20 protein-coding genes and 4 pseudogenes are annotated in these 25,426 nt (G+C 39.8%); 10 read left to right on the top strand and 14 right to left on the bottom strand.

The features are described 5' to 3' along the window. The first annotated feature begins 78 nt into the window (after positions 1–78). From WJM97_RS11235 to WJM97_RS11225, 3 genes are all read left to right on the top strand, one after another. Complete coding sequence (locus WJM97_RS11235) at positions 79–864, top strand: RNA ligase family protein (protein ID WP_353928897.1); 786 nt, start codon at positions 79–81, stop codon at positions 862–864. A 249-nt stretch (positions 865–1,113) separates the two neighbouring features. Further along, positions 1,114–1,248 (top strand): hypothetical protein, encoded by a 135-nt coding sequence (locus WJM97_RS11230; RefSeq protein ID WP_353928896.1) that lies wholly within the window; start codon positions 1,114–1,116, stop codon positions 1,246–1,248. Positions 1,249–1,252: 4 nt separating this feature from the next. Continuing rightward, positions 1,253–2,374, top strand: a complete 1,122-nt coding sequence (locus WJM97_RS11225) for an AAA family ATPase (protein WP_353928895.1) — start codon at positions 1,253–1,255, stop codon at positions 2,372–2,374. A 42-nt stretch (positions 2,375–2,416) separates the two neighbouring features. Here WJM97_RS11225 and WJM97_RS11220 read toward each other — a convergent pair whose 3' ends face one another. Together WJM97_RS11220 and WJM97_RS11215 are read right to left on the bottom strand one after the other, a co-directional pair. Further along, entirely contained in the window at positions 2,417–3,256 is an 840-nt protein-coding gene (locus WJM97_RS11220; protein ID WP_353928894.1) for a TIGR02452 family protein, read from the bottom strand. Positions 3,257–3,362: 106 nt separating this feature from the next. Then, the gene (locus WJM97_RS11215) at positions 3,363–4,025 is read right to left on the bottom strand and encodes a Uma2 family endonuclease (protein ID WP_353928893.1); all 663 of its coding nucleotides are present in this window, start codon (positions 4,023–4,025) and stop codon (positions 3,363–3,365) included. 321 nt (positions 4,026–4,346) lie between these two features. On the opposite strand from WJM97_RS11215, the gene WJM97_RS11210 reads away from it, so the two are divergent. Continuing rightward, a complete protein-coding gene (locus WJM97_RS11210) occupies positions 4,347–5,450 on the top strand; it encodes an alkene reductase (protein ID WP_353928892.1) in 1,104 nt (367 codons plus the stop codon). 404 nt (positions 5,451–5,854) lie between these two features. On the opposite strand, the gene WJM97_RS11205 is transcribed toward WJM97_RS11210, so the two are convergent. From WJM97_RS11205 to WJM97_RS11170, 8 genes and pseudogenes are all read right to left on the bottom strand, one after another. Then, positions 5,855–7,144: an IS4 family transposase gene (locus tag WJM97_RS11205; RefSeq protein ID WP_353933151.1), complete on the bottom strand. Its 1,290-nt coding sequence runs from the start codon at positions 7,142–7,144 to the stop codon at positions 5,855–5,857. A gap of 163 nt (positions 7,145–7,307) precedes the next feature. Beyond that, a pseudogene (locus tag WJM97_RS11200) lies at positions 7,308–7,442 on the bottom strand (DUF6444 domain-containing protein); the annotation flags it as partial. Between the two features lie 203 nt (positions 7,443–7,645). Further along, positions 7,646–8,029, bottom strand: coding sequence for a hypothetical protein (locus WJM97_RS11195; protein ID WP_353928891.1), 384 nt, complete (start codon positions 8,027–8,029; stop codon positions 7,646–7,648). Between the two features lie 340 nt (positions 8,030–8,369). Further along, positions 8,370–8,813, bottom strand: a complete 444-nt coding sequence (locus WJM97_RS11190) for a hypothetical protein (RefSeq protein ID WP_353928890.1) — start codon at positions 8,811–8,813, stop codon at positions 8,370–8,372. A gap of 119 nt (positions 8,814–8,932) precedes the next feature. Further along, positions 8,933–9,376, bottom strand: a complete 444-nt coding sequence (locus tag WJM97_RS11185; RefSeq protein ID WP_353928889.1) for a type II toxin-antitoxin system PemK/MazF family toxin — start codon at positions 9,374–9,376, stop codon at positions 8,933–8,935. Further along, a complete protein-coding gene (locus WJM97_RS11180) occupies positions 9,370–9,612 on the bottom strand; it encodes an AbrB/MazE/SpoVT family DNA-binding domain-containing protein (RefSeq protein WP_353928888.1) in 243 nt (80 codons plus the stop codon). The genes WJM97_RS11185 and WJM97_RS11180 overlap by 7 nt, the downstream gene beginning before the upstream one ends. Before the next feature lie 777 nt (positions 9,613–10,389). Beyond that, the gene (locus tag WJM97_RS11175) at positions 10,390–11,001 is read right to left on the bottom strand and encodes a Uma2 family endonuclease (RefSeq protein WP_353928887.1); all 612 of its coding nucleotides are present in this window, start codon (positions 10,999–11,001) and stop codon (positions 10,390–10,392) included. A 561-nt stretch (positions 11,002–11,562) separates the two neighbouring features. Then, a complete protein-coding gene (locus WJM97_RS11170) occupies positions 11,563–12,195 on the bottom strand; it encodes a type I restriction enzyme HsdR N-terminal domain-containing protein (RefSeq protein WP_353928886.1) in 633 nt (210 codons plus the stop codon). Positions 12,196–12,391: 196 nt separating this feature from the next. Here WJM97_RS11170 and WJM97_RS11165 point away from each other — a divergent pair, with 196 nt between their 5' ends. Then, positions 12,392–12,505: an element excision factor XisH family protein gene (locus tag WJM97_RS11165; RefSeq protein ID WP_353928885.1), complete on the top strand. Its 114-nt coding sequence runs from the start codon at positions 12,392–12,394 to the stop codon at positions 12,503–12,505. 60 nt (positions 12,506–12,565) lie between these two features. On the opposite strand, the pseudogene WJM97_RS11160 reads toward WJM97_RS11165, so the two are convergent. Beyond that, positions 12,566–12,796: pseudogene (locus tag WJM97_RS11160) on the bottom strand (IS4 family transposase); the annotation flags it as partial. Positions 12,797–13,680: 884 nt separating this feature from the next. Next, complete coding sequence (locus WJM97_RS11155) at positions 13,681–14,451, bottom strand: Rpn family recombination-promoting nuclease/putative transposase (protein ID WP_353928884.1); 771 nt, start codon at positions 14,449–14,451, stop codon at positions 13,681–13,683. Positions 14,452–14,962: 511 nt separating this feature from the next. Here WJM97_RS11155 and WJM97_RS11150 point away from each other — a divergent pair. After that, on the top strand, positions 14,963–15,952 hold the full coding sequence (locus WJM97_RS11150) for a transposase (protein WP_353928883.1): 990 nt from the start codon (positions 14,963–14,965) through the stop codon (positions 15,950–15,952). Between the two features lie 97 nt (positions 15,953–16,049). Further along, positions 16,050–16,850 (top strand): annotated as a pseudogene (locus WJM97_RS11145) (ISKra4 family transposase); the annotation flags it as partial. A 279-nt stretch (positions 16,851–17,129) separates the two neighbouring features. On the opposite strand, the gene WJM97_RS11140 reads toward WJM97_RS11145, so the two are convergent. Beyond that, positions 17,130–17,504: a hypothetical protein gene (locus WJM97_RS11140; protein ID WP_353928882.1), complete on the bottom strand. Its 375-nt coding sequence runs from the start codon at positions 17,502–17,504 to the stop codon at positions 17,130–17,132. 540 nt (positions 17,505–18,044) lie between these two features. Beyond that, positions 18,045–18,167: pseudogene (locus WJM97_RS11135) on the bottom strand (photosystem II q(b) protein); the annotation flags it as partial. Between the two features lie 245 nt (positions 18,168–18,412). On the opposite strand from WJM97_RS11135, the gene WJM97_RS11130 reads away from it, so the two are divergent. The 3 genes from WJM97_RS11130 (at position 18,413) to WJM97_RS11120 (ending at position 25,418) form a co-directional block, all read left to right on the top strand. Next, on the top strand, positions 18,413–19,420 hold the full coding sequence (locus WJM97_RS11130; protein WP_353928881.1) for a hypothetical protein: 1,008 nt from the start codon (positions 18,413–18,415) through the stop codon (positions 19,418–19,420). Positions 19,421–19,459: 39 nt separating this feature from the next. Further along, positions 19,460–20,422 carry a DUF1822 family protein gene (locus WJM97_RS11125; RefSeq protein ID WP_353928880.1) on the top strand — a complete coding sequence of 321 codons (963 nt, stop codon included), beginning with the start codon at positions 19,460–19,462 and terminating at the stop codon, positions 20,420–20,422. 247 nt (positions 20,423–20,669) lie between these two features. Beyond that, positions 20,670–25,418 (top strand): CHAT domain-containing protein, encoded by a 4,749-nt coding sequence (locus tag WJM97_RS11120; protein WP_353928879.1) that lies wholly within the window; start codon positions 20,670–20,672, stop codon positions 25,416–25,418. Positions 25,419–25,426 lie beyond the last annotated feature (8 nt).

The raw sequence follows: 25,426 nt of genomic DNA, 5'->3' as shown, positions 1-25,426 counted from the left end.
TAGCAACCTATCAACATACCTATTCGTGAACATTCCCTACGCAATGATTTTGATTGTAGTCACCAAGGTATAAAATTCATGTCACAAATTTATAAATATCCGCGTACACCTCATATTCAGGGTTCGCGATCGCAACCTGGGGATGAAGACCTGGATAATGCCCCTTTTGCAAATATCCAAACACAGCATCTAGTCATTGAAGAAAAAGTTGATGGTGCAAATGCAGCTATCAGTTTTACATCTGATGGACAACTGCGACTGCAAAGTCGGGGGCATTATTTAACAGGTGGAGGCAGAGAAAAGCATTTTAATCTGTTTAAACAATGGGCGCATACCCACGCTAGTGCATTTTGGGAAGTTTTAGGTAGTCGTTTTATTCTGTTTGGGGAATGGTTATATGCCAAGCACACAGTTTTTTACGATGCTTTACCCCACTACTTTTTAGAATACGACCTCTTGGACTTAGAAACCCAAGTATTTCTTAGCACGAAACGCCGTCAGCAGCTATTAGCAGGATTACCACTGGTTTCTGTTCCTGTGTTGTTTACAGGCAAACTGCAATCTTATCAGCAAATGTTGGGGTTATTGGGTAAATCTCATTATCAAACCCCGGCATATTTAGAAAATTTTGCCCAAGCTTGTCAACAACAAGGATTAAATGTAGAACTTGCCCTCAAACAAACTGATCAAAGTGGTTTTATGGAAGGTTTGTACATCAAAGTTGAACCAGGGGATACGGTGACAGCACGTTATAAATATGTGCGTTCTAGCTTTTTGACTACGATTTTACAATCTGAAAGTCATTGGCTTAACCGTCCTATTATCCCTAATTTGTTGCATCAAAATGTGGATTTATTTAGTTAGTTCATACCTTAACGAAGGCAGAAGGCAGGAGGTTAATTTGACTCTCAACTTGCACATTTTAAAACCCTTATCCAGTAAGGTTTTGATAAATATCGGAAAATGTGCTTGTTTCATATTTTGCGGGAGCGTTAATCGCGCCCGTGGGAGGCTGATATCTTGCACTAATAAAAATTGATGTAATTTCATTGCACCGTATAATCCCAAACACCCTGATTTACTCTTTAAAACCAATAAAAATAAGGTAGTCTTATGGCGTTTTTAGATCATTTAGGTTTGTACCCAGAGGTGCAAGATATCAACATCCAACGGTGGCAGTATACGCTCGCTCCTGCAACAAAATTGTGGCGAATTGGTATTAGCCACTATTACATAAATGGAGGATAATTATATGAATTGGACTTTTCCTTATTGTCCAGATGCAAATAATTGGACAATAAATTGGCAAGCATTAGAAACAGAATTTGACTGGTTGAAATCGCTGGCTGAATGTCCCCAAGACCCCCGTTATCATGGAGAAGGTGATGTACTGATTCATACAAAATTAGTCTGTGAAGCATTAGTAGCATTACCAGAATGGCGAACATTACCAGCTAAGGAACGCTCAGTGTTATTTGCGGCGACTTTGCTGCATGATGTGGCTAAACCTGCTGCCACGCAAATAGAAAGCGATGGTGCTATTTCCTCTAAAGGTCATGTCCTCCAAGGTGCAAAGATGGCACAGCAAATTCTTTGGGATTTGCAAGTTCCATTTCGGGAACGAGAGGCGGTGGTGGCTTTGGTAAAATACGGTAGTTTACCTCTGTGGTTTTGGGACAAACCCAACCCGGAAAAGGCAGTAATTAAAACCAGTCAAATCATCCGTTGTGATTTGTTGAGTTTATTAGCCGAAGCTGATGTCCAGGGGCGATATTGTGATGACCAAGCCCAATTATTGGAACGAATTGCATTTTTTCGGGAATTTTGCCAAGAAAATCAATGTTTTCACCAGCCGCGTATTTTCCCCTCAGACCATAGTCGGTTTGTTTATTTTCAGAAGGAAAATGGCCACCCAGACTATGCAGCTTATGATGATACCTGCTTGCAAGTGGTGATGATGTCGGGATTACCGGGTGCAGGGAAAGATACTTGGATTCAAGAAAATCTCTCTGACTGGCCTGTCATTTCTTTAGATGAACTGAGAAACACTCTGAAGATTGCACCTGATGAAGACCAAGGTGCGGTGATCAATGCGGCGAAGGCTTTAGCTAAAGATTATCTGCGAACTGGACAATCTTTTGTTTGGAATGCTACTAATATTAGTCGTCAATTGCGGAGTTCATTGATACGTCAGTTTGTTAATTATCAAGCCAAAATTCGCATTGTTTATTTAGAAACATCTTGGGAGGAGTTGCTGCAAAGAAACCGCGATCGCGCTGCTAAATTACCAGAGAAGGTACTTTATAAATTGAGGAATCGGTTAGAAGTACCGGATATTACTGAAGCACAAACTGTAGATTGGATAGTGCATTGAACCAGCTAAATTAAGGCGATTTTCGAGTAAATAAACTACATTTTAACCAGAAAATCGCTGGTAAAACTCTGTAAAAGTCTCTTGTTGTTTGCTGTTGTCAAGAACCGAAAAAATTACACTTTTAAATCTGCCCCAAAATTGACCACCCTGTAATAAAAAATCTGCAAAGATTTGGGCAACTACCTCTGGGTCATTTTTAAAGACTCCACATCCCCAAGCACCTAATATTAAGGCATCACAACCGCCCTCGACTGCCAAACTCAAAACTTTTGATGTACGATTAATAAGAGTGGAAACTATTTTTTCACTTAACTGTGGTTGATTTTTTTGAATCATTCCCGCATTTGGTGCTGGACTGGTAATGAAATCTACAAGATATGGTTTTTCTAGCAACTCTCCATCATCGGTTTTAAAAACTGGGCAATTCGGAGAATAAATCATCCAATCTGAGTACAAAAGTGAACTCTCATGACGATGAAATTCATAATATTGACGGCATTCCAACTGGCTTTTGTAGAGTGCTGAACTTCTTGCTAAACTCTCTTCTTGGGCTTGTGATCCTCTTAGAAATCCACCCCCTGGGTTTTTCGCGGAAGCAAAATTTAGAACACCAATTTGTTGAAATTGCCCAGTTTTTGCTATGCGTTCTGCTCCCATCAGGGTTGTCTCATTCCTGACTTCAAACCCAGTCTCTGAGAAACGAGGAATGCTATTGAGTACCCTGGATTCAATCTCAGCTAAATTGTCAGGACTATAGCATTTTGTCGAATCAAAACAATATTTTAATTCGCGAGCGATATCAACTTGATTGCCATTAGGATAGATATAGCCACCGACATCAAGAATTTCTAGGGTATTTTGGGCTATAGCAACTCGTCTCATTAGTGTTCTCTTTACTACTTCTGGCTCATGTGCATTTTAGAAAGATTTTTACAGAGGTAGAATATCATTTTCACCTTCCCTTCGCATTTATGCAACACCTGGTTTTCTAACATGGCATAACATCATCAAGTTTAAGTTGCAAATTGGGAAATAGTCCAGAAACAATTGTATCTCCTAAATGATATTTTTGCTGTTGATATACGCCATTCACTAATTGACAGACTGTAAAAGTAGGTTGTTTAGGACTACCAATAAATTGCAGTCCACCTAAACCACGAAAATCAACAATCCAATATTCTGGTATTTCCAGAAAAGCATATTCTTCTACTTTTCTAGCATAATCATCTTGCCAATTACTACTCACCCTTACGGGTTCGTCAGTTGCTTCAACGCGGAGAACCCGCGCAACGCACTGACTCACTACTTCAGCAACTAACTTAATAGTATTACCATTACAAATAATAGGTTCTTTTTGCCATAGTGGTTCTTGGCTAAGTGTTGCTTTATCTAAAACAATAATATCTGGTCGAAGTGCTGTTGCTTGAGCAGCAGGTGGCTTAATTAAACAAGTTTTGGGAATTAACCAATTGAAATTACCAAGAAGAATTTCTGTATAGATTCTACCAGCAATATTTCCAGCAACTTCTTCATGGGGTCCAGTGGGTTCCATGTCACGTAATTCTCCGTCAATGAGTTCGTAACGAGGGTTGTCTCCATACTCAACTAAAAATTGCTCGAAAGTAAGGAGTTTGGGAGGACTATAAGTCATAAATTTATATGGTATCAGTAAGTTATTTTATTTTAACAAAAGGTAAAATATCTTTCTCATACTTCCACGTTTTTACAAAATAAGTACGGTAGAGCCTTATTTTGATTTGTTTGATAGAATACTTGTGATTAATTCACTTTTTTGGTTGCTTTTTAAGGCTTTAGAGGTTTCATTGTCATAGAGTTTGCTGTTACGTTCGCTCCAGTATGTCAAATCTCCATCAAAAGGCGATTCTCCGGCAAGCTAACGCCATGCCGGGAGTCCTCTTGCTCCATTGAGATAGATTATCCTAAATACTTAAAAACGATTCTAGTTAGACTTATGGATAACACGCTGCAATTATTAACCCCTATACAACTTGGTACTTACACCTTACCGAATCGTCTAGTGATGGCTCCTTTAACCCGCTGTCGTGCTGCGGCTGGCAACGTTCCCTACGAACTCCATGCCACCTACTATGCACAACGAGCAACCGCTGGACTGATTATTTCCGAAGCAACCCAAGTCTGTCCCCAAGGACAAGGTTATCCCGCTACCCCCGGCATCCATTCCGCTGAACAGATTGCTGGCTGGAAAAAAGTTACCCAAGCGGTTCACGACAAAGGTGGTCGCATTTTTCTACAACTCTGGCACGTTGGGCGCATTTCCCATCCTGATTTTCAGCCAAATGGTGAATTACCCATTGCCCCTAGCGAGATCGCCCCAACAGGAGAAGTCGGAACCTACGAAGGCATGAAACCCTACGTCGCACCCCGCGCCCTTGAACTCGAAGAAATCCCCAGCGTGATTGACCAATATCGTCAAGGTGCGAAAAATGCCCTCGAAGCGGGCTTTGACGGCGTTGAAGTACATGGCGCAAATGGTTATCTGATTGATCAATTTTTGCAAGACTGCACCAACCACCGCACCGATGCTTATGGCGGCTCAATAGAAAATCGATCGCGTTTTTTGATGGAAGTTTTGGAAGCTGTGACTGAAGTCTGGGGTAGCGATCGCGTTGGTTTGCGATTATCTCCTTCCAGCAGTTTTAACGACATGGGCGATTCAGACCCTAAGACCCTCTTCAGCTATGTCGTGCAGGAACTCAACAAATTTAACTTAGCCTACCTGCACCTCATCGAACCCCGTCTCAATGCCAACCAAGATACCCTAGAACATCTCAGTAGCGACCTCACCGCTGGTTTTTTCCGTCCCCTGTTTAACAGCAAAATTATTGCCGCTGGCGGATTAAACCGTGAAATTGGCGAACAAATCATCTCCAAGGGCGAAGCTGATCTAATTGCCTATGGTCGCATCTATATTTCTAATCCTGACCTTGTGAAACGTTTTGCCCTGAATGCGTCGTTAAATCCCTACGATCGCAGTACCTTTTACGGCGGTACAGAACAGGGCTACACTGACTATCCCTTTTTAGAAGAAGCGTAAAGTTATGACCCCGGAGTACCGATTTTCAGAGTTGCTCTAGCTTGGTAATTGGCACTCCCAAAAGCCGCCTAGAAATATTTTTTGTGATTCGTGGCGATCGCCTCTGGCACTGCGCTCCGCGCAATCGCCGCCTGCGGTTGGTCGGCGTTGGTAATTACAGCTTGACAGTCAGTTAACCTAAGCATGAGAGTCACCCCTCATACTCGGCTTCAAAACCGTGCGTGATGCTTTCACATCACACGGCTTCTCTCCGGGGTATAGCAACGATTCAAGAAAAAATTCGCCATATTGCTTGAAATACTTGTCCAGAGGTGATTCCACTGATTCTAGAATTCCTCTCATTTTACATTAGGCATCCCCCATTGGTGACAAGTTAAGGCTGTAAGTCTTTTGTCAAGAGGCTTTCAGAGAATTGTTGAAAAAAAAAACTGATCAGTTCCACGTTGAATATCTGGAAAAGGAGCGACAATTAATTTTATGTTTGGTTTTCGGTTCTGTTTGATAATACCTAAATCTCGATTTTGAGGGTCAGCAAAATACTTAACAGGATCTGTTGCCTTACCTTTGTGATGAGCCATAGTAAAATGATAAAGACCACGATAAATCATTTCTAATGAAATCTCATCAAAGGGGAGAGAAAGTTCGTCAGCCACAGCATCACCTAAATCGACTAAAACCGCATAAAACAACCAAGTTGCCCAAATCTGCAATTTAATACCATTAATTGAACCTGTCCATAAATAACTTAACCCCAAGAGTCTTTTGACTGTGTTAAAAGCATCTTCAATTCGCCATCTTCGTCGATATAAATCTGCAACAACATAGGGAGGTAAAACATGAGGGTCTAGGACACTGGTTAAATAAGAATGCCATGTTTTTCCTGACCGCACTTCAATCAAACGTAAGGTGATAAACGGAGTCTTTTTCGTGCCAGAACCCAGACGTATCTTTCGGTCTCGCAATCCATAACTATCTGTAAATATTTGTTCTACCTTTATTGCTGCTCCTTTCTTTATTCTGGTAATAAAATCAACTTTCTTTTCAATTAATTGATGCCAAAAATTAAAGTGATAAAACCCTCTATCCAACAACAATAAGGTATTTTGTGTCACTAAATTCAAAATATTTTCTTCTAGTTTAGTATCAGATGCTTTGGGATTTTCTTCAAACCAAATCTCTACAGGTAATCTGGTCATTAAATCAATGACTTTACTCATTTTTCCTGCTAATTGTCCTCTTTGTGCTGCTTCTAAACTTTGTAATTTACGAAATAATGCTTCTAATGTTGAGCCGTCTACTATCCAAATCTTCTCGAATTTTAATAACGTAAATTGAATACTTTCTGGTAGTGGACGTTTATTTCTACTGTGCCAAGCCGCCCTCAAACTAGGCAATAAATCTTTAAATACTTTTTCAAATAATTCCGATGGAAATGTCAAAAATCTCTGTGATATAGCTTGTTGACTAACTTTTGTGGGATTACACCACAGAAAACCATCTCTAGCTAATATTCTTGTCAGTTCTCTGACTCCGGCTACGTCTCTCCACAACAGGGTTAACACCGCCGCCATCATCAACGGTAAATTCAGTATCCGTTCTCTGAGTCCTAATTTTCTGTAGTAATTTTCTTGATTTGTAATCGCTGGTGTCAGTAATCTTTCCAGTTGCTCTGCAATTACTTCGTCTTCCACCATTGGTCTGTGTTTCTTTTTTGCGTGGTCTCGATTAGTTTTTCGGCTGGTGGTCATGGCTCGTCTCAATCGCTCAATTACTTGTCTAGACTAAGTTTCCCATGTTTTTTACCACTACAAATCCCACCCTTGACAATTTCTCCTTTTCCTTAACTTGTCACTAATGATCGCTGGCTGGCGGTTTTGAACTTGTTTGGCTATCTAGTCCCAAGCTCCTCTCTAGCTCTGCTATCCTTTCCCGCAGTGCTTTAACCTCTTGCTCTAGCCTCTCTATTTTTTGATCTTTTTCTTCTGGACTCATGTTTGAACGCTACCATGTTTCTTCCCTTTTGGGAATATCCTTTACTTTCCTACCTGGGCAGTTACCAATTTTTCAGAATTACGTCTTTTTTCCTTTGGTTCATTAGTGAAAGTGATTATTTAGTGAAGTTTAAACAACAAAAACTTATCTTTATTTCTGCTTGACTACCCTCTCAATTCTCCTCAAGGTTTTTTTCGACTTTTTCAGCAAACCCTATTTATTTGCGTCATCTCCTGGCGAACTTCTGCTACTGTGAGACGTTCTGATTTGAGGCGTTCTAATATTGGTTGAAACTTCTCGTAGCACAAAGCTTTGATTGTGTTGCAATCAAGTAAATCTAGATTGCTAGGTTCGATGTCCGCTATGAACTCGCCCACCTTAGCATAGGAGGTTGCTGTGGTTGCTGTCCACTCCAATGATTCTTGAATGGCCTTCAACTCAGTACGCTGGAACGTCAGTTTCGCAAAGTAGACGGTTTGGCACATCTGGATGAAGGCGCGAGTCATTTGTTGCGCTTGTTTCTGAATTTGGTCACAAATTTGTTGATCAATTGGGTCGAGAACTGTTAATGTAGTCATAGATAGCAACCTTTGTGAATAGAGTTATAGATAGCAGCCTTTGCAAATAGAGTTATAGAGTTATGGATAGCTACTTTTGCGAATGGAGTTATAGATAGCGACCTTTTTCAAAGGGGTTGAAACAAAACGACTCGCCCTAAATGGTGAGTGAATTATTTAAATGCAACTCCCGGTTAACTTTCCACGGTCGAACCGGGTTTTGCTGTTGAAATTATTTTACACTAATTTGCTTAAATTGCGATTACTAGCTCGCGCTATTTCTTTCCTTCAGTCTGGTAAGGGATACGCTATCGCGCTCCAAACACTGCCGATAGCGCAGTTTGGCGTAACCTATCTTGCAATCCCATCCCTAACTACCAGCTTCGTTGCTGTTATTTGGTTTGTGCAGCTGCAAGATCATGGACTCCATTCTTGCCAACGACGCATTAATAGACTGCTGAGAGTCCCGTAATTCAAGAACAACATTATTTACTACAGCGTTACGTGCTGTAGTGGTTTCCACAAAATCATCAATTTTGCGGGTTAAGCGGTCTAAAGAGTCATCTACCTTGGTGACAAAATTATCAACTTTTTCACCCATAGATTGAACTGTTTCACCCATGACTTGAACAGTTACGGCTAAACCATCAAGCTGTCGTTGGGTAATATCTTGCCTTTCAGATAATCTGTCAATCCGTTTATCAGCTGATTCAGCATAGGAAGCGGCTGATATCAAAAGCTGCTTAACTGTCTCAAATTCATCCTCAAGCTGGTTGAGCCTGGTGTCTGTATCCACTGGCTGTGGTGTGGTCATAACGCCTCTGTTTTAGTTTTTGGGATTGGTGGTTAGTTGGGTGATTGCTTTCAGCACTGCGCTGGAGCGCGATTGCCTCCGGCAGTGCTATCAGACTAAATAAGGAGAATCAATCCATATCATAAAATTAATGTTTCGAGCTTTGCTTGTACTTCTTCTATTAAATCTTGTGCAACAGTTTCAACAAATTTTACCTTTCTAGCCCTCCAATCTAGTGTTTTAATTTGGTCAGCTAACACAACTCCTTTTGTTTGCATTCCCTCAACAAGTGGAACTTCAAAACTAAGCCCTTTTGGATTGCTAGTTATAGGACACGCTAGAACTAAAGAAGCAATTCGATTATATTTAATAGGAGATATAACAAGAACAGGGCGATAGCCGATTTGCTCACGCCCTTGTTGTTGTAGTTCGTTATTTAATGTCTTAGCAATATCATCAAAAGACATTCCTGACGCTTGCAGGGCAAATGCACGCCTAATAGAATCAGCCGTAAATCGCTGTGTGTTCCCAAATTCTAATTTGACAATATCTCCTCTATTTGGAAAATAAGAATTAACTACCAATCTTCATTCCCCACAGCGTTTCCAGTTTCAAATTCAGGATGAAATTTATCAGGAGTCATACCTTCTAGCAACTCATCAAGCGTATATTTTTTTCTTTTTTGTGGTGTAATTACAATCCTGTTACCTTCTACACTAAAATCTATCGCTATCCCTTCCGTTACTTGCGCTTGTTCAGCTACGGATCTGGGAATCCGAATAGCTAAACTGTTTCCCCATTTTGCAACAACTGTCGTCATAGTTATCTCTAAATATTTTGTCAGATATCCACACTGTTCAACTTGAGATGAAAGGAGTCAAATAGTTATCTCTAAATATTTTGTCAGATATCCACACTGTTCAACTTGAGATGAAAGGAGTCAAATGGTATAAGAACACCAATGCCTATTTTGCTATGCCTTATGCCCGCTCTCATCCCCCCTTGCTGTTGCTATGCGTTACCCCCCATCTTTCGTAACAATCTTGAAACTTATATGTGGCAAAGGTTTCAAGACTTAAAAATCTACCTACTCTTTACAAAATGCACCTCATCCTTATTGATAAAACCCTCATTTTATTGAGAAACAGCAACGGAGGATTAAGAGTTGGGGGTTTGCGAGCGATTCGCCTCCGGCGCAGCCCTGGAACGCAATCCCTCTCACGAATGCTAAGAAAGATCCCGGTAATGGATAGCTTGCTGTTGGGGGATAAGCTTAAAACTTGGCTTAATGTATATACTCTGAATATACATATTGAATTAGCAGGTGTCAATAAATTTTTTAAAAGATTAGGAATTACGCAAAAAAACGAAAAATCAAGGTTTGAGAGTGGGAGGTGAAGGGATGGGAAAATAGAAATGTAAATGAGCAAAACCCCTACACCCAGCCCTCATAGATAAATTTGGTACGTAAGTCCTAAAGATGTTTGGGGCGCGAGTTGGAATCCTATATATAGGATAGTCGGTGCAAGATCAGCGAACTCCTTGCAGCAGCGATTGGCTACGCCAGTGCCGTAGGCAATCGCATCGCCAGGAAAGCCTAACTACCAGCTTGAAAAATCTGGTTAGCAGTTAGTGACAATTCTGGAAATGTTGGCGAAATAATCCGGTCATCACCTCTGAACTGACTAACTTGATATTCCCCCTCAACTAACGAGTAAATTGAGATAGCTGGTTGTTTAGGATTGCCAAGAAAACGCCTACCTCCGAATGCAGCGTAGTCTACAATCCAGTATTCTGGAATGCCTACGGCTTCGTATTGTCCCAGTTTTGTGAAATAGTCATCACGCCAATTAGTGCTAACTACCTCAATCACTAAAGGAACTGATGCCCCCTGAGTAACTGTAGATTGCTTTTTCCACAGTGGTTCATTCACAAGATTGGGACGATTGACCACCAATATATCTGGTGAATAACCAGATTCATTTTCAGGTGGTTTGACAAGTGCAGTTTTGGGAATGAAGTAGGGAAGATTTAATCGCTTGATATCGACCGATATTTCCAGCGCCAAAAAACCGACAACATCCTCATGATCACCTGTAGGCTGTGACATCTCAACAATTACCCCATCATGCAGTTCATACCGTCCCTTTTCTGGTTTCCATTGGGTAAACTCCTCAAAAGTTAGGGTTTTAGCTAAGGCTTGAACCATAATTTACCTGCCTTGTTTAGTTTTCATGGTTCGGTTGTCTTTTGAGTACGGGTAGCTGCAAGAAGCGATGGTAACGAGAATACCCCAGATATCGCTTCATTTGAAAAAGTCAAGCCACATTTTTGACGTTTAAAAAATGTGCGCTCGCTCTAACTTGCCTTTGAGTTTTGGTTTTCTACCTCAGATTGGTTTTTTTCAATCAACGCCCTTTTGACTATTACGCTCACTAGCTGAGGGACTGACCGAAATTCAGATTTAGCCCACTTTTCCAGTGCCACGTACTCATCAGGGTCAAAGCTGATAGTTGTTCTAGGTCGTTTAGTAGCCATGAATAACATCACTTGTCTATCTAACCGTCATTATCATCTATCAGCACCAATCTGTCTTCACAACATCATTTATAGATAAGTGATGTACTTGATGATTACTATATCATCATCTCCACTATCCAAGTCAAGCACCAGTTGTTTCCCACATTCTGCACTTCATTTTGTAATATATAAAGATTACGAAAATTGGGGTTAATCAGTAAACCAAAAAGTTTTTCCCAAAGAGCGATTCCTATGTTGCGCTGAACGCTATCGTTTCCATCCCCAAACGCTTCAATACCTGCAATACACTATAAAGCTCATTATCAGGATTTACCAAAGAAAACAGCCGCGAGTTAGCATATTTATGTTCCAATACCTTTAAAAATAAAAACTCATTACCATTGGTAATCATGCCAAAGGTTGGTAGCACAGTTTCCTCATTACTCAACATATAAGCTAAAGCTTGAGGAATTGCGCGTGTCACCGCAAAATCACTCCGTTTTGATTCAATTACCAACAACCAAAGCCGATTTTTTAACACCAAAACATCAATTCGCCCCCGAATAATAGTTCCTTCATCCTCCATTTCTAAAGCCACACTCGTTTCTGTTTCAATCCTAAATGGCTTATGATAAAAACCAGCTAAATCTAACAAGGGCGCAAGTACCACCATCTTCACCGTATTTTCTAGCATTGGCGGATCATCCATCAATTCTAAAAAATTAGCCTTCACCCGATCTAATAAATGTTGCTCTTCCTCTTTCAAAGCCTCAAGCCCATCCAACCACTCAGGAAAAAAGGTAGCATCTTGAACGATTTGAATGCTAAAATTTTGCTTTAATTCCCGTAGTGTCACATCCTTGGCTGCAATATACTGAACCATCTTGATATTTCTCCTGACGAAATTTTAGGCTCAAGTGTATAGAAAAACCTATTAAGCCTGAAACCTTTACGCCAACTTACTTAGAGAATCGGTTTCAGGCAACTGGTATGGATAACAATATGATTCGTGTTCTCTCTTCCTGTTTCATTGACTCTACATTAGATTCCTCTCAACTCTGCTGTCAAGCCTAATTGAGATGCTCTTACGCTGTGGTTGGAACATCTTAACAGAAGATTATACTTTGGAATATGGTGGCGATCGCTTATATGTGGATATTGCAGCAGAAAAATCAATTGCAGCACATTGGTGACAAGTTAAGGCTGTAAGTCTTTTGTCAAGAGGCTTTCAGAGAATTGTTGAAAAAAAAATGACTAACTTTTGTGGGATTACACCACAGAAAACCATCTCTAGCTAATATTCTTGTCAGTTCTCTGACTCCGGCTACGTCTCTCCACAACAGGGTTAACACCGCCGCCATCATCAACGGTAAATTCAGTATCCGTTCTCTGAGTCCTAATTTTCTGTAGTAATTTTCTTGATTTGTAATCGCTGGTGTCAGTAATCTTTCCAGTTGCTCTGCAATTACTTCGTCTTCCACCATTGGTCTGTGTTTCTTTTTTGCGTGGTCTCGATTAGTTTTTCGGCTGGTGGTCATGGCTTGTCTCAATCGCTCAATTACTTGTCTAGACTAAGTTTCCCATGTTTTTTACCACTACAAATCCCACCCTTGACAATTTCTCCTTTTCCTTAACTTGTCACTAATGCTCCCTAGAAGACTTTTTAAGCAATCATTCTTATCTTTATCATTAAGTTTAAAAAGAATCTGAATACTGTCAATTATTACACTATTATTAGTATCCATAAGCACACCTCTATAATAATCAGCAATTGTGACTAAATTGCTACATCATTATTTTAGACCCTTAAAACTTCAATTTTTACTATTGGTTCATAATTTGCACCACTGATACGATACCAGCAATTAAATTACTTTCATAATCGCTCTGCGATCGCTAAATCCCTCACTTGTGATAAACATCCAGCTTATTGCCAATAATAAAGCTCATAACCATTGATATTAGGTTCAAAAATAATAACTACTCACCCCTATTGACAATAAATAAGGGGCAATTTTCGACTACTCAATATCTCCCCCTCAAGGAATTATCACCAACACCACATTGAAAGGCGATCGCCATATCCCCCACCTGCGATAAATATCCAGCTTATTGACAATAATCAAGCTCACAACCATTGATATCACGTTCAAAAATAATAACTGCTCACCCTTATTGAGAATAAACAAGGGGTAATTTTCGACTACTCAATATCTCCCCCTCAAGGAACTATCACCAACAGCACAATGAGGGGCGATTGCGCGGAGCGCAGTGCCAAAGGCAATCGCTTTATCATCAAAGATGAACATCTTTTCTTGTCAGTGTACTGCAACCGATTTGTTAGACTGCTATAACCATACAGTTAGGACTAATTCTGTGGAGACTCATTCAGTTGTTGTTGAATTTGTTGGACTTCTTTGAGCGATAAGCCTGTTACGCGAGCAACCATCTCAATCGCTAAACCTTCCCTTAGTAAATTATTGGCAATTTCTCTCTGTTTTTTTGCCCCTGCTTCTTCCTGAATCGAACGGTAAATCACAGATTCTTGCATGATGTCTCTCCGCACTAAACTATAAATTACGTCTTGCTCTAATCTTAACCCAGCCAGAATTGCTGAGGCTGCTATCAGATTCGCCTGTATCGCTGGGTCTTCAATCTGATCGGCAATTTTAGTTACCTGACGTAATGTCTCTGCTGGATTGGCAGTCTGTCCCAGTGTAGCAAAGGGCAATAGTCCAGGATATTGCAAAAATAGTGAAGCAGGTTGCTCCCACAAACGAATGACATCAAATTCATGGCGTGTGCGTTCCATTGTGAAACTGGTTTGATAAACTAACTCTGAGCTAGTCTGCTTCAGATAAATCACAACTTGCCGCATCGGTTTAGTTGGATCTTTGCGGTACATTCGCACGCGGTAATCCAAAACACGGAATGGAATATTGTTTTTGGGAAGTGTTTGGAACTCGATATGCAAAACGGATTCGTCTGATTCCAGTAAAATTAGGGCATCGGCACGAATCGGATCGAGGGAGAGTTCAGAGGGTTTGAGTTCTGTCATTGTGACAGACTTTCCTAACAGCCAACTGGCGAAGTCGGCCGAGAAGTATTCGGCAAGGTATCGGCAGGTATCGTCATACATGGGAGAGATTGTACAACTGATTATACCGATTTGATGTTGAGCAAATATAACGTTTGATGAAGTGTGATAGGGCAATTGCCATATCCCCACTAGTGATAAATATCTAGCTTTTTGACAACAAAAAACTCACAACCATTGATATTACGTTCAAAAATAATAAACACTCACCCTTATTGTCCACATCTGCGGAATGTGGGTTGAAAGACGATCGCTTGAGGGGGCGACAAGCAAGCTGAAAGCAATACAGTTTTCACACTCTGCATCTATACCTGAAAATAATTCATACTTCAATTTGCCAGCAAAATATCTAATTTCTCATGTTGATAAGCTGTTGTGCATTTAATTCATATTAATTAGGACTTACGCATTGACAGAATAATAAAATAGTGCATTGATAAATATGGGTCGTCTAGTAATGGGTGTGGGAGAATGAGAGAAATTACTAAACCCTTGCTACGCAACGCTAACGCGAACGACAGCACAATGCAATCTAGACATCTACACCTTATTTTTGCTGTCAGAGCCAAAGTATGGAGGGTGCAGTAGGTTAGCAGAGATATTGGGAAATGTTTCACATGATAGTGTAAACCGCTTTTTATTGAGAGAGAGATACGAACCCAAAGATTTATTCAAAATAATAGAGAAAATAATTAACCTAGAAGGAGGAATATTAAGTGTAGATGACACGGTTATAGAAAAGATTTACAGCGACCCCAAAAATGCCGAATTAATCGGTTATTTTTGGTCAGGAAAAGCCCATAAAACTATTATTGGCTTAAATTTAATCACTTTATATTACAGTGATATTAATGGTAATTCAGTCCCAATTAATTACAGAATATATGATAAAAAGGAGGGAAAAACAAAAAACGATTATTTTAGAGAAATGGTAAGTGAAATAATAAGCTGGGGAGTCAAACCCAGAATGGTAACAGGAGATAGTTGGTATTCTGGAGTAGAAAACTTGAAGTTTCTAAAAAACCAGAAATTGGGGTTTTTATTCGGAATTGAAAAAAATAGAACTGTTTCAAACGAGCCACATAAGTATTGTCAGGTCAGCACTCTGGCTATTTCTGAAGAAGGATTAAGGACTCATCTGAAAGAATTTGGATTTATAAAGTTGTTTAGGAAAGACTTTAAAAAAGAAGACTCTAGACATTATATTTTATATCTGCCAGATGAGGAGAAAATCCAAGACATAACCAGAAATGAATTTATCACAATTCATGATACTCATTGGGGTATTGAAACCTTTCATCGTGCTATAAAACAAGTATGTGGAATTTGTAGATTCATGGTTAGAGATACCTATACAATCAAAACACATATATTTTGTTCACTTCAAGCTTTTGTGAAATTGGAGTTTATGCGCTCTGAAAAAGTAATTAGCAATTGGTATGAAATACAACGGAATCTGTTTACTTTAGTTGTACGTGAGCATATTTTTGCTAATCTTAATAGCGAACTGCTTGCAGCAGCGCTTCGCTATCGCATGATCTAGAGTTCATAGATCATATTTTTTGTCAATGCGTAAGTCCTAATTTAATACAATACGCCACTGGAGATAGAAAATTGATGTTATTTGAGCAGGAGATAGTGTGAAATTTAAAATCCAAGTAATTGTTGAATCAGATTCAGGAGAAACCCAATTAATTCAAGAAGTTTTAGAAATTGAAAAAGGTAATCTACAACCTGAAAACTTAGGACTTACCCTAGCCCAAGGCAAAGAATTATTGCTTCAGACACAACGCAGCATAGTTGAGCAACAGATAGCAGAATATCAAAAACAGCAAGAGTTATGCTCACATTGTGGCAACAAATTATTGCATAAAGATAAACGGACAATCACACATAGAACACCGTTCGGTAAATTAAAACTGCAATGTCATCGCTTATTTCACTGTGCTTGTAGCGAGCAAGCAACTCGTAGCTTTAACCCAGTTGCAACCCTACTAAAAGAACGCACATCACCCGAATTACTCTATTTAGAATCAAAATTTGCCTCTCTCATGTCCTATGGACTGTCCAGCAAATTATTACAAGAATTACTACCAATAGAAGGAGAAATAAACCCTACATCTATACGGAACAATTTACACTCCCTTGGTAAGCGGTTGGAATCAGAATTACCAGCAGAAGCAGGAATATTATTTGAGGGTTGTCAGAGAGATTGGGAGAAGCTACCGAAACCAGATTTGCCGTTGGTAGTGGGTATGGATGGAGGATACGTTCGTTCTTACGACAGGAAATCTAAAAAAGCCGGAAATTTTGAAGTTATTGCTGGCAAGAGTATCAAAGCAGACGGCGCGTCTAAATGTTTTGGCATGGTTTATTGTTACGATACCAAACCCCAACGTCGAGTATTTGAGGTGTTAAAATCTCAAGGACCGAACTTGCATCTACCAAGTTTCAAGGGCTTTGGGATGAGTAACTTTATTATCTCCAATCCAATTATCTACCCCATCTCCCCCAAAATTTTTCGCTCTCAACGTTATGGCACTAAAGTGTAAATGGGGAGTATAGGGTGTCACCGTATCCATCCGGGAAAATTTTACGATAAAGCCCGGATTTCTCACAAGAGGAAAAAATAATTGATGAAAAGCTACACCAAGTGAAATTTATTTGATACATGAATGGCGGCGATGATAAAAATGTCATGTAATCACCTCGCCCGTGTTTTACCGTAAACCTATTTGGGTTTTAGAGGTAACAAGAGCAGTACCCGCATCAATGTCGCCTTTAAAGGTGACTTTTAGAACCTGTTTTCCACTTCCCCAGGTGTAAGTTGCTTCACCTTTAGTCCGAAGGTTTTCCTCACCTTCACAACCAAGGATGCTTCTGGCTGCGGTCAGTGTTGTGACACCAACCCTGATTTTTTCGTATTGCCCAAGTCCAATGACAGGTTTGCAGACTTCAGTGCTGGGAGTGTGAACGGTGCTGACTACACCATTGGCAACTCCTACGCCAAAGATGAAGCCAATGGTTAGCAAGGAACGGATGAATCCACTCTTGGGGGTGGGGGAGTTATTTGATTTGTTAGGCGAAGTATTCATGCTTTACAATGGGGGATAGTTTAAATTTGTTAATTACCTGGGAAGCCAGGTTTTTTCTTAATTAGAGAATGTTCACAAGTACAATATTGTTGCCATTGGAACATGTGGATCTCTGCATTGCGAAGCTTTGAAACCATAATCACCAAGAACAAGAAAACTCTCAACAGCACTTCCACTTTGGATGGGTTGTAAGGGCGTTAAAGTCAGATATGAAAAAGATGAAGTAAACCAAACTTTTGGTCGTATTATGATTCATAAATTAAAATTGCGGTCATTATTTGATTCACAACATGAGATGTTGATTGTTTACAAGTCTTGAAATTACGTTATTTTTTGGTCACCTTATGGTTCAAAGTCTGTCCATTTTTGCGGTAAAAGCACAGTTTGCTGAGAGCTTTCTTGATCTGGAGAGTTTTAAGTACGATTCCTTAGTTGTTCGTGAAACAAGTGTTTATTTAACTGTTTACTGCTTCTAAGTATTCGTTAAAAAATTCTAGCAGCCATTAAACTCCATAAAGAAATTAATGACGCTTTGCTTCAGTTAGAGAAATAACCTTGACCTATGGGGTAGATTAAGAATACCTCTGCTGCGGTTAAAGCAGAGAATGCAACGCAGATCCAAGCATACCTACCTACTAATCTTTCAGAAATACTCCATAGTTTTTACGCCACTTTTATCTTCATTGATTGTAAGGGTAACAATGGATTATATAAAGTTTTGTAACAAAAAGTAGGACTGGCGTAAAGTTTTGCCAGTCAGTCAGAAAGATGATTAGAGGTTCAAAGTTTCATTCCTCATTATCATCGGGAGTGCAATTTTAGATTCGCCGAACCTAATCAGGGTTAAATAGTATCACTTGATACTTTTCCAGGACTACTGTATCTTGAAATCTTCGGAAGAATTTAGTATGGTTGACTCTTTCCCAAGTGATTTACCTGATTTTGATGTGCAACTTCAACAGTTAGCTGATAGGCTACAACAGTACCTAACACAGAGTCTAGAACGACAGCAAGCTCTGGGTGAACTAGTTGATGCAATAATGCGATCGCACAGACTTTGTCGTCCGTCAAAATTACTCCCTCATGTTGTGCAAAAAATTTCTTTGGACTTACGGAAGCAACTTTTGCATGATATTAGCCACGATATAGATAGTTATAATCCACAACGCATACCCATAAGAGAATGGGCAAATTCTCGGCGGAATCGAGCTTTGAAAAAAATATTGAGCGATCACATAATAATTGATCAGATAGCTCAAGAAGCCAAAAAGGCCGCACCTGATAGTAATCAACGGAGGCTGGCTTTAAATTTGTTAGTTGAAGCTATCCAAATATCAGATAAAATTCACAATCTTAACAACGTATCTTTTCTATTGCCGCCTAGTTTAGATGGTAAATACATATATAACGAGGCAATTCAGGAAACTCTACTGTATGTGTGCCTAAATATTCACAAATACGACCCAAGTCGTGCTCACCTAATGACTTGGGTTAATTTTTTGCTCTGTAAAAAAATTAGTGATGTACGCGATAAATATAAGAAGAGGGGTATCACAAAATTACCAAAAATTAGCAAAAAAATAACAGATGATAAGCACTCTAGAATTAAAATAGTCTCCCTAGATAACGCAGAAACTTTAGAAATACCTTGGCAAAAAGAAGCAGCGTTTTCCAAATCACAACAACTGAGAGATTTGATCGAATCAGACCCAGATAGTGTGTTTAGTAACGCACACATCACAGGAAGACCAGATGTAAATTTTAAAGTTATTGCGTTGGAGAAAGTGTGGGGAGATAAAACTTGGGAATATTTGGCAGATAAATGGCAAATTGATTCCATTCAAACCCTTTGTAGTTTTTACAATCGTTGCGTAAAAAAATTTAGCTCTACTTTTCAGGAATACTTACAAGATTAATACAAAAATTTAGCTAATTGGCGAGGTAATTTTTCAATTATGGAAATTAGTAGCATGATAGAAGCATTGACTTTTACAGTCCCTATCCCTTTGAAAGCACATAGAATAGCGCAACAGTTATCTCAAGCACAATTTACTGCCGAGAAAGTCCGAAAAGTCTATCACAATATTTTAGCCGTACATACAGTAGATTTTTATCTGCGATGCATGGGACTAGACACAGATGTCGCTCAAAGTGATAGTCATGATAAAGTAATGCTAACTTTTACAGATGTGGCAGATATAGATGTAAAAAATTACGGTAAGTTAGAGTGTCGTCCGGTGCTATCAGATGCAGATGTTTGTTATGTACCACCAGATGTTTGGTCAGATAGAATTGGCTATATGGTTGTCCATCTGAACGAATCATTGCAACAGGCGACAATTATAGGATTCGCCACAACAGTATCTGAAAATAAAGGTATTTTACCTATTAGTGAGTTGCGAACACTTGCAAAGTTTTCAGAATACCTGAGTCATATTAGACAACCAAAACCAGTAAACTTGCGGCAATGGTTTGAGGGAGTTTTTGAAGCGGGTTGGCTGGTTTTGAAGGAACTTTTAAGCGAAGAACAGATAGAACTGGCTTTTGGTAGTGCAAGAAACCGACAGTCAAGTTTATTATCATCAGAATTCGACATCATAAGAGCTAAAAAAATAGACTTAGGTATGCAACTTGTTTCTCATTCACTAGCTTTAATTGTAATACCAAGGGTGAATGATGAAACAGAAGTAGACCTGATTGTACAGTTACATCCAATTAAGGATCAATTCTATCTACCAGAAAGTGTACAAATGAAATTACTCGATAAAAATGGAACTGCTGTTTTGGATAATCAATCTAGAGAGTCTGATAATTATATCCAATTGAAGTTTACCGCTGAACCAGGAGACCTTTTCAGTATTGCTGTTTCTTTAGAAAATGCCAGTGTAACTGAGTCGTTTTTCGTTGCAGAGAATTAGCAAATAAATCTTAATTTATCATTTCATTAATCCGAACTCGGTAGGCGTTGCATAAAGGAGTATGAATTAGTAAATGCTTGAATGTGAATTGCCCATATTGTGACTGATATCAAATCCGGTAGCATCGGAATGATATGTTTTCCCCAAAGCTATTGATATTGCAACGGGAGATAGTCAATAAATAATACCGATGCACCCGGAAACGATATGACTCTAGCCATATAAGTAAGAACTACAGATATCAACAATGAGCCAATTATTTGTTCTAAGTTTAGAGGGTGATTTCAAGAGTGGCTTTAAAGCCACTCTTGAAATCGGTGAAGAGGGAGATAAACGCCCTACTTCTAAAACCATTGGTGAACTGCCTCCCAAGCCAGAAATGCTCGAATTTTATAAAGATTGGCAGTTATCACAAATAGCGTGGCTGAAGAGGGGACGGATGAAAATTCCATCATCACCAACTGATCAATTTTCCGTTAAGCATCTGATTGAAGACTCCCAAAAACAAGCTGATGTATTGCGCCGAAACCTGAATAACTGGCTAAACCAATCTGAGTCATTTCGCCGTATCCGAGACAAATTGCTAGCGAAGTATACATCCTCAGAAGAAGTGCGTGTACTGCTTCGCCTTCGCAACCAAAATGCCACTAAGTTAGTTAATCTACGACGCATCCCTTGGCAGTTATGGGACTTGATTGAGGAATACTCAATGGGAGAAGTAGCCCTGAGTAATCCTGAGTCTGAAAAAGTGGACAAAAATAATATACCTACTATTGAAGATAAAGTAAAAATCTTGGCTATTGTGGGTAATACTAAAGGCATTAAATCCGAGCAAGACCTGGAATTTTTAAAGCAATTACCAAGGTCAGAAATCAGAGTTCTGCAACAGCCAGAGCGTTATCAAATCAATGATGAATTATGGGAACAAACTTGGGATATTTTGTATTTTGCTGGTCACAGTGAAACTTTAGAAGAGGTGGGAAAGATAGAGATTAATCAAAACAGCCCCCCGGACACTTTGACAATTGCAGATTTGAAGTATGGTCTCAAAAAAGCTATTCGACACGGGTTGCAGCTGGCAATATTTAATTCTTGTGATGGATTGGGTCTAGCATATCAACTAGAAGATTTACACATTCCCAACATAATTGTTATGCGGGAACCTGTGGAAGATAAAGTAGCACGGGAGTTTTTGAAGCACTTCCTTAGTGCTTTTGCTGGGGGGCAGTCTCTAGATGCAGCAGTACGAGATGCACGTCAAAGGCTACATGGTTTAGAAGATAAGTATCCCTGTGCCAGCTGGATTCCTGTACTATGCCAAAATGCTGCATCTGCGCCGCTGAAGTGGTCAGCGTTGGGACGACGGACTACCAACATCTGCCCCTATCGTGGGTTGTCTGCTTTCCGAAAGGAGGATGCACCATTCTTCTTTGGCAGAGAAAACTTTACCCAACAGCTAGAAAATGCTGTCCACAGAGAGCCTTTAGTCACGGTGATTGGACCATCAGGAAGCGGTAAATCCTCGGCAGTATTTGCAGGACTAATTCCTAAGTTGTGTTCTCAAGGCAATTGGCGGACTCTGGATTTTCGTCCTGGCGATCGCCCCTTTCATGCTTTGGCATTTAAGCTAATTCAGTACTTAGAACCAAATCTAGAAAGTGAGAATGATCGACTCAGGGAGACTCGCAAACTAGCTACTGATTTACGACAAGAACCAGAATCGCTTCGAGATGTGATCGAACGGATTATTTGGAATAATCCTGGTACTCGCTTTTTAATGGTGATAGATCAATTTGAGGAACTTTATACTCTTTGTTCTAAACAAGAGTGTCAGAGCTTTTTAGAGCGATTATTAGAAGCAGTTAAAACTGTTAACCATTATAATTTACATCTGACTCTGGTGCTGACTTTACGGGCGGACTTTCTTGGTTATGCCCTTTCTGACCGCTCCTTTGCTGATGTTATTCCCATTGCCGATCAGATGCTTGGGCCAATGAATTCTGTTGAGTTGGAACAGGCAATCACTCAACCCGCCCAGTTATTTGGTGTAACGATTGAATCTGGATTGACAGAGTTGATATTAGAGGAGATTATGCCGAATGGCAAGGCAATGGAACCAGGTTACTTGCCTTTGGTGGAATTTACTCTCACGCAGTTATGGGAGAAACAACAGGATGCTAAATTAACGCACGATGCATACAAACAGCTAGGAGGAATCAAAGAAGCGATCGCTCACTATGCAGATCAGGTTTTCAATCAACTTAATGAAGAACAAAAAGAGCGAGTCAGACGCATCTTTGTTCAACTTGTACGTCCAGGACACCCAGGAGAAGGAACTCCAGATACTAGACGGATAGCAAATCGTAGGCAGATAGGTGAAGAAAATTGGGATTTAATTCAACATTTAGCCAATGTTCGGCTTGTAACAACTAATAATCACTTAGTTTTAGATAACCATGGCAAACTCATCGAAGAAGAAATTGTCGAAATTGTTCATGAAGCGCTAATCGAAAAATGGTCTCTCCTAAAAATTTGGCTGGATCTTGACCGAGAGTTTCGTACTTGGCAGGAACGTTTGCGCTCGTCAATCATCGAATGGAAGAAAAATAACAGAGATGATGCAGGCTTACTACGAGGGAAATTTTTAATCGAAGCAGAAAACTGGCTACGAGACAGACAGCCAGAATTAACCAGGGAAGAACAAAAATATATTGAGCTAAGTACCAAACTCCGGAATCGGCGTAGAAACATCACTATCTTTACACTTAGCACTATTTTTACGATTATTTCAGCTGCTGCTGGTATCGCTTGGTTATCTAGACAAGCAGCAGTTGTCGCTTTAGAAGACCAAGTTAATGCTCTGAGTCAATCGTCTGATGTACTGAGAAATTCAGGTCAGCCCTTTGATGCTTTACTTTCAGCAATGAAGGCAGCAGAGCCAATTCTAACAAAGCAAATTCAGGTAGAGCCTAAAGATGAAACATGGAAACAAGCACAGAAAACTCTGCAATGGTCATTGTTTAAAGTTAGAGAGCAAAATCGTCTAGATGGACATCAAGATGAAGTTTGGAGTGTGAGCTTTAGCCCAGATCATCAGTTAATCGCTACTGCTAGTGCTGATAACACTGTCATACTCTGGAGTCGTAAGGGAAAAAAACTAAAAACCCTAAAAGGACATGAAGGTGTTGTAGCTAGCGTCAGCTTTAGTCCAGATAGCCAAACAATAGCTACTGCTAGCTTTGATAAAACTATCAAACTCTGGAATCGTCAGGGGCAACCACTAAAAACCATAGAAGGATATAAAGAAGGACATAAAGAAGGACATAAAGAAGGACATAAAGGTTGGGTTTATAGTGTCAGCTTCAGTCCAGATGGTAAAATCATTGCTTCTGCCAGTAAAGATGGAACCGTTAAGCTTTGGAATCGAGATGGAAAGCTGCTTCGAGAATTTATGGTTCCAGCACCTGCCGATAAGAGTGATGGTGGACTAAACACTGTCACTTTTAGTCCAGACGGAAATACTATTGCCGCATCAAGTTGGGATAAAACAGTCAGGCTGTGGAGCCTCAAAGATGGACAGGAGAAAATTTTCAGGGGCCATCAAGATGCAGTCAACAACGTCAGCTTCAGTCCAGATGGTAAGATGCTGGTTACGGCTAGCCGGGATCAAACTATCAAGCTTTGGAGTTTAGAGGGCAAGGTACTTAAAACCCTTAAAGGACACACTGGTGAGGTCAGTAGTGTTAGTTTCAGCCCAGATAGAGATAGTCGAACTATTGTCAGTGCTGGTTTTGATAAGACAGTTAGATTTTGGAATCTCAATGGTGAACAACTTAAACCATCTCTGACAGGACACAATGGACAAGTGAATCAAGTTGTTTTCAGTCCAGATGGTAAAACTATTGCTAGTGCTGGATTCGATCAAACTGCTAAACTTTGGGCTTTCAACCACCAACAGCTTCAGAGGCTGAATGGGCATAAAGATAATGTTTGGGGAGTAGTCTTTAGCCCCGATGGTGAAACAATTGCTACAGCTAGCCAAGATGGAACTGTTAAACTATGGAATCATAATGGTCAAGTAATTAATACCCTACAAGGGCATAAAGACATAGTGACAAGTGTAATATTTAGCCCAGATGGTGCAATAATCGCTACTACGAGCAAAGATAAGACTGTGAGATTATGGAGTCGAAATGGTAAACAGATCAAGACGCTGACGGGGTTTAAAAATTCCAAAGATAACCGGGTTGATAGTTTAAGTTTTAGTCCCAACGGTAAGATATTTGCAACGGCAGATTGGACTGGAGAAGTTAAGCTTTGGAGTCGAGACGGTAAAGAATTAGATGCTTTCCAAGCACATAAAGATAGAATTTACGACATTACTTTTAGTCCAGATGGTAACATGATTGCTACAGCTAGCAAAGATAACAAGGCTAAACTCTGGAATCTCAAGGGTAGACAAATCGAGTCTTTGGATGGACACTCAGATCAAGTCTTTAATATTAGCTTTAGTTCTGATGGTACGGAGATCGCTACTTCTAGTCGGGATGGAACTATTAAACTCTGGAATCTAGATGGCGAACTGCTCAACACTATTGATGTTTCTTCTATTTACGCTGGTCAAGTCTACAGTACTAGATTTGGCCCCAACGGTAAATTAATTGCTGCCGCAACTAGAGATGGAAGAATCACTGTTTGGAATACAAACGGTGATTTGCTCAAAATTCTAGAGGGACACACTGATATCGCTGACAATGTTAGTTTCAGTCCTGATGGTAAAACTGTTGCCAGTGCCAGCAGGGATGATTCGGTTATTTTGTGGACTTTAGATTTAGAAGAACTAGAGAAAACTGCTGCTATATGGAAGTCAGACTTAAATCAGGTAATGCAACAAAGCTGTGATTGGGTAGGTGATTATTTACAACATAATTTGAATGCTGATAAAGGAGATCAGCGTCTTAAAAAAGTTTGCGATAAAGGTGATACTAATAGTTAGAGTAACTT

Origin of the sequence: Okeanomitos corallinicola TIOX110, from assembly GCF_038050375.1 — a bacterium.
GTDB lineage: Bacteria > Cyanobacteriota > Cyanobacteriia > Cyanobacteriales > Nostocaceae > Okeanomitos > Okeanomitos corallinicola.
The sequence above is the reverse complement of the archived record's forward strand: the minus strand, read 5'-3'. Positions and strand labels throughout refer to the sequence as shown.